This window comes from Pseudomonas sp. S3_G06 (assembly GCF_054667565.1).
The window spans coordinates 2,036,198-2,050,778 of sequence record NZ_CP162738.1 but is presented as its reverse complement, the minus strand read 5'-3'; the positions used below and the strand labels follow the sequence as shown (position 1 = coordinate 2,050,778).

Annotated in this window: 10 protein-coding genes; 4 read left to right on the top strand and 6 right to left on the bottom strand. The window is 62.4% G+C overall.

Translation table 11 applies throughout. The features are described 5' to 3' along the window. The 6 genes from selB to fdnG form a co-directional block, all read right to left on the bottom strand. Positions 1 to 1,917 carry a selenocysteine-specific translation elongation factor gene (gene selB, locus AB4N47_RS09295; protein WP_341637427.1) on the bottom strand — a complete coding sequence of 639 codons (1,917 nt, stop codon included), beginning with the start codon at positions 1,915 to 1,917 and terminating at the stop codon, positions 1 to 3. Further along, on the bottom strand, positions 1,914 to 3,326 hold the full coding sequence (gene selA / locus AB4N47_RS09290; RefSeq protein WP_341637426.1) for an L-seryl-tRNA(Sec) selenium transferase: 1,413 nt from the start codon (positions 3,324 to 3,326) through the stop codon (positions 1,914 to 1,916). Before selA ends, selB begins: the two co-directional genes overlap by 4 nt. 982 nt (positions 3,327 to 4,308) lie before the next feature. Then, a complete protein-coding gene (gene fdhE / locus AB4N47_RS09285) occupies positions 4,309 to 5,235 on the bottom strand; it encodes a formate dehydrogenase accessory protein FdhE (RefSeq protein WP_341637425.1) in 927 nt (308 codons plus the stop codon). Between the two features lie 3 nt (positions 5,236 to 5,238). Then, the gene (locus AB4N47_RS09280; RefSeq protein WP_122706304.1) at positions 5,239 to 5,904 is read right to left on the bottom strand and encodes a formate dehydrogenase subunit gamma; all 666 of its coding nucleotides are present in this window, start codon (positions 5,902 to 5,904) and stop codon (positions 5,239 to 5,241) included. Next, positions 5,901 to 6,836, bottom strand: a complete 936-nt coding sequence (gene fdxH / locus AB4N47_RS09275; protein WP_341637424.1) for a formate dehydrogenase subunit beta — start codon at positions 6,834 to 6,836, stop codon at positions 5,901 to 5,903. Before fdxH ends, AB4N47_RS09280 begins: the two co-directional genes overlap by 4 nt. Further along, the gene (fdnG, locus tag AB4N47_RS09270; protein WP_460154467.1) at positions 6,837 to 9,902 is read right to left on the bottom strand and encodes a formate dehydrogenase-N subunit alpha; all 3,066 of its coding nucleotides are present in this window, start codon (positions 9,900 to 9,902) and stop codon (positions 6,837 to 6,839) included. Between the two features lie 317 nt (positions 9,903 to 10,219). Here fdnG and AB4N47_RS09265 point away from each other — a divergent pair, with 317 nt between their 5' ends. The 4 genes from AB4N47_RS09265 to AB4N47_RS09250 all read left to right on the top strand — a co-directional run bounded on the left by AB4N47_RS09265 (position 10,220) and on the right by AB4N47_RS09250 (position 14,546). Continuing rightward, entirely contained in the window at positions 10,220 to 11,374 is a 1,155-nt protein-coding gene (locus AB4N47_RS09265; RefSeq protein WP_341637423.1) for a MalY/PatB family protein, read from the top strand. Between the two features lie 229 nt (positions 11,375 to 11,603). Beyond that, the gene (locus AB4N47_RS09260) at positions 11,604 to 12,461 is read left to right on the top strand and encodes a glucose 1-dehydrogenase (protein ID WP_016774822.1); all 858 of its coding nucleotides are present in this window, start codon (positions 11,604 to 11,606) and stop codon (positions 12,459 to 12,461) included. A gap of 87 nt (positions 12,462 to 12,548) precedes the next feature. Then, positions 12,549 to 13,160 carry a Yip1 family protein gene (locus AB4N47_RS09255; protein ID WP_341637422.1) on the top strand — a complete coding sequence of 204 codons (612 nt, stop codon included), beginning with the start codon at positions 12,549 to 12,551 and terminating at the stop codon, positions 13,158 to 13,160. Positions 13,161 to 13,202: 42 nt separating this feature from the next. Beyond that, positions 13,203 to 14,546: a cation:proton antiporter gene (locus AB4N47_RS09250; protein ID WP_341637421.1), complete on the top strand. Its 1,344-nt coding sequence runs from the start codon at positions 13,203 to 13,205 to the stop codon at positions 14,544 to 14,546. The last annotated feature ends 35 nt before the right edge of the window (positions 14,547 to 14,581 follow it).

The following is a 14,581-nucleotide window of genomic DNA, read 5'->3' as shown; positions in this document are numbered from 1 at the left end:
TCAGGGTGCGCAGGCGTTGGCCAGCGCGTTGTCTGGGCGGATCTGGCGGGATTCGCCGAGGCGGCGGGTCAGGCCGAGGCGGTCGAAATATTCCAGATACTGAATACAGCGTTTGCGTCCCAAGCCTAGCGCATCACGGAAAGTTGTCACCTCAATCACGGGATTTTCTTCGGCGAGTTTCAGCAGCAGGGCTGCCATTTGCCGCAGGACGATGTCGCTGATGAACAGGTCGCGCACAACCTGGTGCATCAGGCCCAGCCGTGCCAGTTTGCGCAGGAGCAGGCGGATGCTGGCGTCTTCTTCGCCGAGCATTTTCGCCGCGTCGCGTACCCACGGCGGGTCGAAACCGGCCTGTTCGAATAACGGCTGTAATTGCTCCCAGAGGGTTTCGTCGTCGGCATTCAGGCGCACCTGATGATCGGACAGGTGCAGCCAGGGGCCGCTGGCGAGGATGGAGCCGGCGTTGAGCAATTCGTCGAGCAGGCTGATGAAGGTCGAGCGCTCCAGCGCCAGAGCACTGAAGCGGCGCAGGCGATCGCGGTCCGGGCCCATCTGGTCGGGTTCCTGTTCGTGGAATCGCGCCAATTGTTCGAGCAAGGTGAATTTCAACTGGCCCCAGCGCTGCACGTTGAACAGCAGCGGGCCTTGGCGGGTGTCGACCAGGCGGATGTTTTCAGCCAGCGTCCACTGCGCGCGCGGGCGGTTGAACTGGCGTTCCAGGCGTTGCGGGTCGAGGCCGCCGGGGCTGTGGTTGAGCAGTGCCGGCAGGGCCTGTTCGAGGCTGACGCTGAGGGCGAGGGTTTGCAGTTGGGCGAGGCGTTCCGGGCTGCGGCGTTGGCGCGCCGGGGCGAACGGGTCGAGGACAACGCCGCCGCCAAGGGTGCGCTGGGCACTGGCGTTGCGCAGGATCAATCGATCGCCTTTCACTGCGTGAGCCGGCGCGTTGATCAGCAGTTGCGCGAACATGCGCTCGCCGGGGCTCAGGCGCGGGCCTTGCAGCAAGGCGACGCGGGCGATGACATCTTGCGTGCCAAGGTGCAGATGTACCGGGTGAAAGTGTTCAAAGGTGCGCTCGCCGGGCAACAGCTGAAAGTCGATGTCGATGCGCTGGGTCGGGGCGTGCAGCCAGTCCGCAAGCAGCCAGTGACCACGGTGGATCTGCGCCAGTTCCAGACGATCGCCGCTGAGGTTCAACGCCACGCGTTGGCCAGCGAAGGCTCGTTCGGCGGCCTGGTTTTGCGCGTGCAGGCCACGGATGCGCACCGATTTGCCGGCAGGCCCCAAGACAAGTTTGTCGCCCACCGCAACCGTGCCCGACAACGCCGTGCCCGTGACCACAATCCCCGCACCCGCGACGCTGAACGCCCGATCGATCGCCAGACGAAAGCCGCCCTCACAACCGTGCGCCTGCACCTCGTTGTGCGCCTGCAATAACGCCGCGCGCAACTCATCGACGCCCTGCCCGTTCAAGCTCGACACGGTAAAAATCGGCGCATCAGCAAATGGTCCGGGCGCGAGCAGGTCGAGCACCTGGCGCTGCACCTCTTCCACCCTGCCCGCTCCCGCGCGGTCGCATTTAGTGATCGCCACCAGCGCGCGGGGAATGCCGAGCAGTTCGACGATTGCCAGATGCTCGCGGGTCTGCGGCATCACGCCGTCGTCGGCCGCGACCACCAGCAACACCAGATCGATGCCCTGCGCACCAGCGAGCATGTTGTGGGTAAATTTTTCGTGGCCGGGCACGTCGATGAAGCCGGTCAGCCCGGCGCCCGCTGCGAGTTCGGCGTAGAGATAACCAAGGTCGATGGTCATGCCGCGTTCGCGCTCCTGCGGGCGGCGGTCGCCGGTTTGCCCGGTCAGCGCTTGCAACAGCGAAGTCTTGCCGTGGTCGATGTGCCCCGCTGTGCCGACGATCACGAATCGACCTGCAATTGCGCCAACTGCGCCAACCACGCTGGCTCATCGTCGAGCTGGCGTAGATCCAGCCACAGCGCATCGTCGCCGATTCGCCCGAGCACCGGGATCGGCAAACCGCGCAACGCCGCTTCGAGATTGAGCAGATAACGCCCGCGCCAGCGCTTGGACACTTGCGGGCGACAACACAGCGCCGCGCTCGGCAGACGCGCCACCGGTTGGCTGCCGCTGCCGATCATGCCCAACGCCTCGACTGCACTGACCTGCCAGAGCTCGCCCAGCACATCGGCGAGCAACGGTTGCAAACGCACAACCTGAGCATGAATTTCGGCTTGCGGACGGGTCAGCAGACGCAGACTCGGCAGACGCTCGGCGAGGCGATCAGGGTCGTGGTACAGACCGAGCACCGCTTCCAGCGCGGCCAGGGTCAACTTGTCGACCCGCAGCGCGCGTTTCAACGGGTTCTTCTTGATCTTCGCGATCAGTTCTCTGCGCCCGACAATCAATCCGGCCTGCGGCCCGCCAAGCAATTTGTCGCCGCTGAAGGTGACGATGTCGGCGCCATCGAGCAAGGCCTGACGCACCGTCGGTTCCGCCGGCAGGCCCCAGCGCGTCAGGTCGAGCAGACTGCCGCTGCCCAGATCTTCCAGCAACGGCAAGCCATGAGCGTGAGCCAACTCGGCCAGTTCCGCAGTCGGCACCCGCGCGGTGAAGCCTTCGATGCTGTAGTTGCTGGCATGCACGCGCATGATCAAACCGCTGCGCGGGCCGATTGCCGCTTGGTAATCCCTGGCATGGGTGCGGTTGGTGGTGCCGACTTCGTGCAGGCGCACGCCGGCCCGGGCCATGATGTCGGGGATGCGGAAGGCGCCGCCGATTTCGATCAGCTCACCGCGCGAGATGATGCCTTCCTTGCGCGCGCCGAGGCTGTTGAGGGTCAGCAGCACGGCGGCGGCATTGTTATTGACCACGGTGACGGCTTCGGCGCCGGTCAGTTCGCGGATCAGGCCTTCGATCAGATCGTCACGATCACCGCGCTTGCCGCTGGCCAGATCGAATTCGAGATTGAGCGGATAACGTGCAGCAATTTGCACCGCTTCGATGGCTTCCTCGGGCAGCAAGGCGCGACCGAGATTGGTGTGCAGCACCGTGCCGGTCAGGTTGAATACCCGGCGCACCTGGCTGCGTTGTTGTTGCGCCAAGCGTTCGCCGACGCGGCCGGCGAGCACTTCGGGGCCGATTTCCACAGCTGCCAATTGCCCGCTCAACACGCCGGGCCGCAATTCATCGAGCAACTGACGCAGGCCCGTCAGCAACGAATCCCGGCCGTAACGCTCGGCCAACGGCGCGCACGCCGGGTGACGCAACAAGCCATCAATGGACGGCAACCGCAGGGCAACGCTGGAAGACATCAGCCACTCCTGATTTCACTGAAACAATCCCTTTTGGGAGCAAGCTTGCTCCCAAAAGGGTTTCAGAAGTGTAGACGCACTGCCGGAGCTAGCTTGCTCGCGAAAGCGGTAAGTCATTCAGTGTGGATGTGGCTGACCTGACGCTTTCGCGAGCAGGCTCGCTCCCACAGAGAAATCCGGGGCTGACCGGGCTTTGTGATTCGGCACACAAATCTGTGGCTGGCTTGCCAGCGATTGCGGTGGGTCAGTCAAAGAAGGCGGTGAATGTGCCGACCGAATCGCTGGCAAGCCAGCTCCCACAGGGATTCGGGGTGGAATGAACATTGTTGGTCACCACAAAAAACCTGTGGGAGCGAGCCTGCTCGCGAATGCGGTGTGTCAGTTAGTGTGGTTGTCGCTGACCAGACGCCTTCGCGAGCAAGCTCGCTCCCACAGAGAAATCCGGGGCTGACCGGGTTTTGTGATTCGGCACACAAATCTGTGGCTGGCTTGCCAGCGATTGCGGTGGGTCAGTCAAAGAACGTGGTGGATGTGCCAAGCGAATCGCTGGCAAGCCAGCTCCCACAAGGATTCGGGGTGGAATGAACATTCTTGGTCACCACAAAAACCTGTGGGAGCGAGCCTGCTCGCGAATGCGGTGTGTCAGTCGGTGTGGATGTGGCTGACCTGACGCCTTCGCGAGCAGGCTCGCTCCCACAGAGAAATCCGGGGCTGACCGGGCTTTGTGATTCGGCACACAAATCTGTGGCTGGCTTGCCAGCTCCCACAGGGATTCGGGGTTGAATGAACATTGTTGGTCACCACAAAAACCTGTGGGAGCGAGCCTGCTCGCGAATGCGGTGTGTCAGTTGGTGTGGATGTGGCTGACCCGCCGCCTTCGCGAGCAGGCTCGCTCCCACAGGGAAATCCGTGGCTGACCCGGCTTTGTGATTCGGCACATAGACCTGTTGGAGCACACCCCTCTCCCACAAGTTTGCGCTGGTCAGTCGTCTCCCGGCGCCAGCAGCAGATTGGGCGCCAGACGCTGATAACCGTCCTGGGCCAGGCGCATGTCCAGCAGCAAACTGCCGAGATCTGCCGACAACGCCTCGGCTTCGGCGTCGTTCTCCAGGTAGAGCAATTTCAGGTAGCTGTTGCAGCTTGAGCAGACTTCGGCGCGCAGCGGGGCCTGTTCGGCGCTGTGCCGGTCGTCTTCCTGGCTCAGATATTCAAGGCCTTTGCTCTGCTCGCAATACACGCACTTGACCCGCACCACGTGCCATTCGCAGGCACACAGCGAACACACCAGATAACGCAAACCGTTGTGCTTGCCGCGATGGCGAATCACCCCGGCCATGGCCGGTGAACCACAGGCCGGGCATTGGCTGAGGCTGTCACCGGGTTTGAGTTGCAGCTGGGGCACGCTCAGCAGCCAGTGGCTCCAGGCGGTTTGCAGCGCCGCGCCGAGAAACGGCACCAGCGCCGCTGGCACCAGCGAATATTGACCGCTGACCAGCGCCACTGCCCACGCGCGCAACTGGCCGGGACTGGCGCCGCGCAAAGTATCCAGCGCGTCGATCACCGCTGGCTGATCCGCAGGCGCATAGCGCTGCAGCAAGGCATTCAGCCACGGCTGCCAGGCATCCTCGCGCACCAAGGTGTCTGCGGCGAACGGCGGCAGACCGTGCTGCTGACAGGCTTCGAAACGCTGCGCATCAAACGGCGCGGTCAGCGGCGGATCGTCGAAGACCTGCTGCTGCGCCCGGCACAACCCGGCCATCAGCTGCAGATAATCCGCCAACCCGTTGCCCTCGGCCAGACGCTCAAGGCGCTCAGCGCGCAGGGCAAACAGGTTACGTGGCGGCAGATACAGAAACGGCGGCGAACTGGCCGCCGCCTCGATTTCCCCAGGTTCAAGAATGCTTGGCAAAAGTCAGCCCTTTTTCGTCAGCGGTCGCTCGGGCACGTCCCGAGGCTGTTCGTCGCGGGTCACCTCGCGGTACCACAGTGCATGGTGTTTCTTCGCCCACGGCCGGCTGACCCAGCCATGCAACATGGCGTCGACCGAACCCTTGATCCACAAACCAGCGTAGATGTGCACGATGATGCTCAGCACCAGCACGAACCCGGCCAGCGCATGCAACAGCATGGCCCAGCGGATGGTGGTGATGCCGAAGTACGCGCTGAACCACGCGCGCCAGATCACCAGCCCGGTGAACAGCAACGCGAGCATGCACAGCAGTAAAGTCCAGAACAGCAGTTTTTGCCCGGCATTGTATTTGCCCACCGGCGGTACGCTTTCTTCGTCGTTGACCATCACCCGATTGATCCGCCGCAGCCACTGGCGGTCATTGGCGATGAAGAAGTTGGTGCGCCAGAAGCTGAACACCAGGCCGAGGAACAGCACGAACATGGCGATGCCCATGTACGGGTGCAGGATCCGCGTCCAGGTGCCGCCGCCGAACAGATTACTGAGCCAGAACAGCGACGGATGAAACAACGCCAGCCCGGACAACCCGGCCATGAAAAACAGGATCGCCACCAGCCAGTGATTGGTGCGCTGGTTGGCGCTGTAACGCAGGATCGTCTTGTTGCTCATGGCCGCTCCTCCCCGCGTGGATCGAAGGTGTGCACCGCCGGGTCGACCACGTGCACCGAGGTGTCGGGTGGCGTCGGATGCTCGTCCTCCTCGACGCGATTCGGGCCGATGCGCACGTAGTGGAAGAACCCGGCCAGCACCGCCGCGCCCATCGCCAGCAGGCCGAGGGGTTTGCTGATGCCTTTCCACAAACCCACCAGCGGACTGATCGCCGGATGGTCCGGCAAACCGGCGTAGATTTTTGGCGTGTCGGCGTGGTGCAGCACGTACATCACGTGGGTGCCGCCAACGCCTGCCGGGTCGTACAAACCAGCGTTTTCAAAGCCACGGCTTTTCAGGTCGACGATGCGTTCGGCGGCGTGTTCTTGCATGTCTTCCTTGGTGCCGAAGACGATGGCGCCGGTCGGGCAGGTTTTCACGCAGGCCGGCTCCAGCCCCACCGCCACGCGGTCGGAACACAGCGTGCATTTGTAGGCCTTGTGATCCTTCTGCGAAATGCGTGGAATGTTGAATGGGCAACCGGTGATGCAATAGCCGCAACCGATGCAGTGGTCCTGATCGAAATCGACGATGCCGTTGGCGTGCTGAATGATTGCGCCGGGGCTCGGGCACGCAGCCAGACAACCGGGTTCGGCGCAGTGCATGCAGCCGTCCTTGCGGATCAGCCATTCGAGGTTGCCGGCTTCGGTTTCGTGCTCGGTGAAGCGCATCAGCGTCCACGAATCCGCCGTCAGATCCTGCGGATTGTCGTAGGTGCCGTGGTTGTGACCGACCTCGTCGCGCAGCTCGTTCCATTCCGAGCATGCGACCTGGCAGGCCTTGCAGCCGATGCATTTGGTCGTGTCGATCAGCTTGGCAACGCCCTGCTGAGTCCTCACCGACGGCGGCACAGTGGTGGTGGCCGAGCGGGCAATGATGTCTTGGCTGGCCATTTACAGTTTCTCCACGTTGACCAGGAATGACTTGGATTCCGGGGTCTGAGTGTTGCCATCGCCGAGGAACGGCACCAGGGTGTTGGTCAGGTAACCGTGGCGCGTCAGGCCGGTGAAACCCCAGTGCAGCGGGATGCCGATCTGATGCACGACCTGGCCGTTGACCTGCAGCGGCCGGATCCGTTTGGTCACCACCGCCACCGCCTCGATAAAGCCGCGCTTGCAGCTGACCCGCACGCGATCACCGGCAGCGATGCCCTTCTCGTTCGCCAGCACCTCGCCGATTTCGACGAATTGCTCGGGCTGAGCGATCGCGTTCAGCTTGCAGTGCTTGCTCCAGAAGTGGAAATGCTCGGTAAGCCGGTAGCTAGTGCCGGCGTAGGGGAAGTCCTTGGCTTCGCCGAGGGTTTCCCAGACCGAATCGAAGATCCGCGCCGCCGGGTTGCTGGTGGCCTTCTTGTTCTGCGGGTGCAGCGGGTTGATGCCGATCGGCGTTTCGAACGGCTCGTAGTGCTCAGGGAATGGGCCTTCGTTCATCTTGTCGACGGCGAAGAACCGCGCGACGCCTTCGGGGTTCATGATGAACGGATTCATCCCGGCTTCCGGCGGCACGTCGGCCTTGTAGTCAGGGACGTCGGTGCCGGTCCAGGCCTTGCCGTTCCACCACACCAGCCGCTTTTTCGGATCCCACGGTTTGCCCGCCGGGTCCGCCGAAGCGCGGTTGTAGAGAATCCGCCGATTGGCCGGCCAGGCCCACGCCCAGCCCTGATGCTGGTGCATGCCAAATGGGTCGGCGTTGTCGCGCCGCGCCATCTGATTGCCGGCTTCGGTCCAGCTGCCGGCAAAAATCCAGCAGCCAGACGCGGTGCTGCCGTCATCCTTGAGCAAACCGAAGCCGGCCAGTTGTGTACCGGCCTTGACCGTAACGCCGCTGGCATCGGTGAAATCGCTGACCGCGCTGCCGTTGATTTCCCGCGCCAGTTCTTCCGGCGAAGGCTCGTCGGGGATCTTGTACGGCCACGACAGTTTCAGCAGCGGATCAGGAAACTTGCCGCCCTCGCTCTGATAACGCTGGCGCAGGCGCAGGAACAGTTCGCTCATGATGCGAATGTCGGTCTGCGCTTCACCGGGGCCATCGGCGCCTTTCCAGTGCCATTGCAGCCAGCGGCTGCTGTTGACCAGCGAGCCGTCCTCTTCGGCAAAACAGGTGGTCGGCAGGCGAATGACTTCGGTCTGTATTTCGGCGGTTTTCACGTCGTTGTACGGCCCGACGTTCTGCCAGAACTCCGAGGTTTCCGTGGCAAGCGGGTCCATCACCACCAGCCACTTGAGCTTGGCCAATGCGCCCATCACGCGGTTCTTGTCCGGCAACGCAGCGATCGGATTGAAGCCTTGGCAGAAGTAACCGTTGACCTTGCCCTGGCTCATCAGGTCGAACATCTTCAGCACGTCGTAGTTGGGGATGTCGAGCTTCGGCAAATGGTCGAACAGCCAGTTGTTCTCGGCGGTGGCTTTGGCGCCGTACCAGGATTTCATCAGGCTGACGTGGAATTTGCTGTAGTTCTGCCAATACGAGAGCTGCCCCGGTCTTAGCGGAACCTGTGTGCGTTTGAAGATGAACTGACCGTAGTCCTGCTCGCTGTCGCTGGGCAGCGTGAGGTAGCCGGGCAAGGCGTTGGACAGCAGACCGAGGTCGGTCAGGCCCTGGATGTTCGAGTGTCCGCGCAGCGCATTGACGCCACCGCCGGGCATGCCAACGTTGCCCAACAGCAGTTGCACCATCGCCGCGCTGCGGATGATCTGCGCGCCGATCGAGTGCTGCGTCCAGCCGAGGGCGTAGAGAATCGTCATGGTCTTGCCCGGTGTCGAGCAGGTGGCGATCTCTTCCCAGATTTTCTGCATCGCGTCGACCGGCATGCCGCAGATCTGGCTGGCCAGGTCGATGTTGTAGCGGCTGTAATGCTGCTTCATCAGTTGATAAACGCAGCGCGGGTCTTGCAGGGTCGGGTCGACGCGGACGAAACCGTCCTCGGCGAACTCGTAGCCCCAGCCGGACTTGTCGGTATAGCTGCGTTTTTCCGCGTCATAGCCGCTGAACAGGCCGTCTTCGAAGCCATAGCCGGCTTTGACGATGAACGACACGTCGGTGTAATTGCGCACGTATTCGTGCTGGATCTTGTCCTCGGTCAGCAGGTAATTGATCAGCCCGCCCATGAAGGCGATGTCGGTGCCGGTGCGGATCGGCGCGTAATAGTCGGCCACCGAAGCGGTCCGGGTAAAACGCGGATCGACCACGATCAGCCGCGCAGCGTTATGCGCCTTGGCCTCGGTCACCCATTTGAAGCCGCACGGATGCGCTTCTGCTGCGTTGCCGCCCATTACCAGGATCAGATTCGCGTTGGCGATATCGGTCCAGGTGTTGGTCATGGCACCACGGCCGTACGTCGGGGCAAGACTTGCCACCGTCGGGCCGTGTCAGACACGCGCCTGGTTATCGAACCCCAGCAGACCGAGGCTGCGAATCACCTTCTGGGTGATGTAGCCGGCTTCGTTGGATGCCGCCGACGCCGCAAGGAAACCGGTGGTCAGCCAGCGATTCACCGTTTGCCCGTTGGCATTTTTCTCGATGAAGTTGGCGTCGCGGTCGGCCTTCATCAGGTCGGCGATGCGATCGAGGGCTTCGTCCCAGCCGATGCGCGTCCATTCATTGCTGCCGGGCTTGCGCACTTGCGGGTACTGCAAGCGGCCGGGGCTGTGAATGAAGTCGAGCAGGCCCGCGCCTTTCGGGCACAGCGTGCCGCGATTGACCGGGTGGTCGGAATCGCCTTCGATATGAATGATGTTTTGCGCCACGTTCTTGCCGGCATCGCCCTGGCTGTACATGATCAAACCGCAACCGACCGAGCAATACGGGCAGGTGTTGCGGGTTTCACGGGTGTGGGCGAGCTTGAAGTGACGCACCTGCTCGGCGAAGGCCGCCGTCGGGGCCATGCCCAACGCGCCCAGGCTTGAGCCTGCAAGGCCGATACCGGCGACCTTGAAGAACTGACGACGGCTGAGATCCATCGTGCACTCCTGATCAGGTGGAACCCGGTACTTGTGCCGGGCTTTATCTGGACAATCACGGTTGCGACGCCTTGGCGCCGACTTTTTCACTGTAGACAAAGACCTTGCCGATTGTGTGAAAACCGACCGTCGGGTGTCTGGCCCGGATTTCCAGCCAGCACACAACCCCTGTGGGAGCGAGCCTGCTCGCGAAAGCGGTGGGTCATTCAACTCGATGCTGCCTGACCCGACGTATTCGCGAGCAGGCTCGCTCCCACACAGATGGCGTTGCGCATAGAATGTCCGGCAGAACCAACTCCGCCTTGACGAGACCGCGCATGACTTTCGATTTTGATCAGCTGTTCGACCGCCACCACACTGGCAGCACCAAGTGGAGCCGCTACCCGGCGGATGTGTTGCCGATGTGGGTCGCTGACATGGATTTTGCCGCGCCGCCGGTCATCGTCGAAGCCTTGCAACAGCGCCTGCTGCACCCGCTGCTCGGTTACAGCGTGGCGCAAGACAACCTTCGCGAAGCCATCGTCGCCGACCTGTGGAACAAGTATTCATGGCAGGTCAAACCGCAGGAGCTGATCTTCCTGCCGGGCGTGGAATCCGGCTTCAACATGGCGCTCAAGGCGTTGGTCCAGGCGCAGCAGAATGTCGTCGTGCAAGTGCCGAACTACCCGCCGCTGCGTCATGCGCCGGGGCATTGGGGCCTGAACAAGGTCGAGCTGGATTTCAATGCCCAGGCCGATGGCACTTACGCCACGCCGCTGGACGCACTGCGCGAGTCGCTGAAAGGCGGCGGCGCCCTGCTGTTGAGCAACCCGCACAACCCGATCGGCAAGGTCTTCGATCGCGAAGAGTTGCAGGCAGTCGCGGACATCTGCGCAGCGCAGGACGCGTGGATCATCTCCGACGAAATTCACGCCGAACTGTGCTTCGACGGCCGCGTGCACATTCCCACCGCATCACTGAGCCCCGAGATTTCCAAACGCACGATCACCCTGATGTCGGCGAGCAAGGCCTACAACATCGCCGGCCTCAAGACCTCGTTCATGATCATTCAGGACGCCGCTCTGCGCGAACGCGTCAACCACGCTCGCTGCGGCATGGTCGACAGCGTCAACCCGCTGGGCATGGAAGCCACCCGCGTCGCCTACAGCGAAGCCGCACCGTGGCTCGCCGAACTGAAAACCTACCTGCAGGCCAACCGCGACTGGCTGGTAGACGCGGTGCGCACGCGCCTGCCGGGCGTGACCATCAATGTGCCGCAGGGCACTTATCTGGCGTGGCTCGATTGCACCGCGCTCGATCTGCCGGATCCGCAGCAGTTCTTCCTCGAACAAGGCAAGGTCGGGCTGAGTGCCGGACTGGATTTTGGTGACCAGCATCAGCAGTTCGTGCGGTTGAACTTCGGTTGCCCGAGGGCGTTGCTGGAAGAAGGGATTGCGCGGATGGAGCGGGCTTTGGCTAACCGCAATCTCTGATCCTGCCCCGAGATTCCCCTGTGTAAGTGATCCCCTGTGGGAGCGAGCCTGCTCGCGAAAGCGCAGTGTCAGTCGACATATTTATCGTCTGACAGACCGCTTTCGCGAGCAGGCTCGCTCCCACATTGGTTTTGCATAGCCAACTAAATCCAGCGCAAATCCGATCGAACTCAAGGCAAAGCCACCGGGTCAACCCGGAACACTGGCCTTGAAATCAGGAGACCCTGCGATGACTGACTATCCAAAACCACCCTTCCCGAAACAAGCCCAACCGGTGCCCGGCTCGCAACGCAAGATGGAACCGTATCCAGACTGCGGCGAACAAAGTTACGTCGGTTCCGGCCGTCTGGCCGGCAAGATTGCCCTGATCACCGGCGCTGACAGCGGCATCGGTCGCGCGGTGGCGATTGCCTTCGCCCGTGAAGGTGCCGACGTCGCCGTGGCTTACCTGAATGAACACGAAGACGCCAAGGAAACCGCACGCTGGGTCGAGCAGGCCGGGCGTCAGTGCATCCTGCTGCCGGGCGATATCGCCGAGAAAGCGCAGTGCCAAGCGCTGGTCGACAAGACCGTCGAGCGCTTTGGCCGCATCGACATTCTGGTCAACAACGCCGCGTTCCAGATGACCCACGAAAACTTTGAAGAAATCCCCGATGACGAATGGGTGATGACCTTCGACGTGAATATCACTGCCATGTTCAGGATCTGCCAGGCGGCGATCAAACACATGCGCCCCGGTTCGTCGATCATCAACACCAGCTCGGTCAACTCGGATATGCCCAAGCCGACCCTGCTGGCCTACGCCACCACCAAAGGCGCAATCGCCAACTTCACCGGTGGCCTGGCGCAGATGCTCGGGCCGAAGGAAATTCGCGTCAACAGCGTCGCCCCTGGCCCGATCTGGACGCCGCTGATCGTCTCGACCATGCCCGATGAAGAAGTACAGAACTTCGGAGGCAGCACCCCGCTCGGCCGTCCCGGCCAACCGGTGGAAGTCGCGCCGATTTACGTGCTGCTGGCCTCCGACGAAGCCAGCTATATCACCGGCCAGCGCTACGGCGTGACCGGCGGCAAACCGATGCTGTAACCGTGCAGCAGAAAAACTGAACCCGAGCGGCATGGCATCTCTCCATACCTGTAAGCGCCTACGGGCCAACAGGAACAGGAGGTTGTCATGTCCGCCCCCCTCGTCAGACTCTTCACCCAACCCAACTTCGCCTGGACCGATATCCGCCGCGAAGAAGAAACCCATCCCCGCCACTACCTCGCGCATCTGCTGCTGCTCGCGCTGATTCCGGCCGTGTGCCTGTTCATCGGCACCACCCAGGTCGGCTGGAGCCTCGCCGTGGGTGAAAACGTGCGATTGAGCACGGCCAGCGCCTTGCAACTGAGCGTGTTGCTGTACGTGACGATCGTCGCCGGTGTCGCGGTCATGGGCGGGTTCATTCGCTGGATGTCGCGATCGTTCGATGCGCGGCCGACGCTCAATCAATGCATCGGTTTTGCCGCCTACACGGTGACGCCGTTTTTCCTCGCCGGGATTGCCGGGCTGTACCCGAGCCGCTGGCTGGCGATTCTGGTGCTCGGCGCGGCGTCGATCTATTCGACGTTTCTGCTGTTCGTCGGCTTGCCGACCTTCATGCATGAGCGCAAGGAGCAAGGCCTGATGTATTCGGCCTGCGTGTGGGGCGTTGGCCTGCTGGTGCTGGTGACCATGCTGGTGTCGATGATTCTGCTGTGGTTCAACGTGCTCATCCCCGAGTACCTGCGCACGACCGTGAGCTGACCCGGTGCGCCTGCCCTTGGAAATTCACCGCAGTGAGCGGTCATGAGTTTTGGCGTATGGGTCGCGGTGCTCGGCGCCGTGCTGCTGACGCTGGCTCTGACGTCGTCATGGTTGCGCTGGATGCCGGTCACCACCTCGGCGGTATGTCTGCTGCTGGGCATCGCCATCGGCCCCAGTGGCCTCGACCTGCTGCAATTGCCGCTGGAAGAGTCGTCGTTGTGGATGGAGCACCTGACGGAAGTCGCGGTGCTGTTTTCCTTGTTCGTCTGCGGTTTGAAATTGCGTCTGCCACTGCGCAACAAGTCCTGGCGCATCGCTTTTGGTCTGGCCGGGCCGGTGATGATTCTGACGATTATCGGCGTGTGCCTGCTGTTGCACTGGGGCCTGCAATTGCCGTGGGGGCCTTCCTTGCTGATCGGCGCGATTCTGGCGCCGACCGACCCGGTGCTCGCCGCGCTGGTGCAGGTCAATGATGCGCAGGATGTTGATCGCGTGCGCTTTGGCCTCTCCGGAGAGGCCGGGCTCAACGATGGCGTGGCCTTCCCTTTCGTGATTCTTGGTTTGCTGTTGCTGCACGGTGACGGTAGCGCCAGCGAATGGCAGCACTGGGTGGTTCGCAGCCTCTTGTGGGCGGTGCCGGCCGGTTTGCTCACCGGTTACTGGATGGGCCGTGGCATCGGTCGAATCGCCCTGCTGCTGCGCATTCACAACGAGGACAGCACCCTCGGCCCCAACGATTACCTGACCCTCGCGCTGATCGCGCTGTCCTACGTGGTCGCCGACGCCATTGGCGGCTACGGCTTTCTCGCGGTCTTCGCTGCCGGCCTCGGCCTGCGTCAGGAGGAAGTCAAATCCACGGGCATCACCCAGGCACCTGCCGAGCATCTGGTGCAGCCGGTGGTCGGTCATCAGAACGTCGAACCGCAGAACGCCGTGCATGGCGACACAGAAAAGCTGGAAGACAGCCAGGTTGCAGCGGGGATCATGATGGGCGACATGCTGGCGTTCGGCAGTCTGGTCGAGCGGGCGATGGAAGTATTTCTGGTGACCCTGCTCGGCGTCGTCCTGATAGCGCACTGGGAATGGCGGGCGTTGTGGATCGGCGCGGTGCTGTTCTGCCTGATTCGCCCGCTGAGCGTGGCGCTGATGCCATGGGGCAATCTGCTCAGCGGACCGCAGCGGTTGTTGATCGGCTGGTTTGGCATTCGCGGCATCGGCAGCCTGTTCTATCTGTTCTTCGCCCTGAACCATGGCCTCGATTCCGACGTGGCCAAGGTCTGTACCGACATCACTTTATCGGTGGTGGCCCTGAGCATTCTGCTGCATGGCATCAGCACACAACCAATGCTGGCGCGCTATGAACGTCTGAAGCAACGAAAAAGTTGATTCGTCGACCGCTGCGCCTGTCTGGAAATGATCGA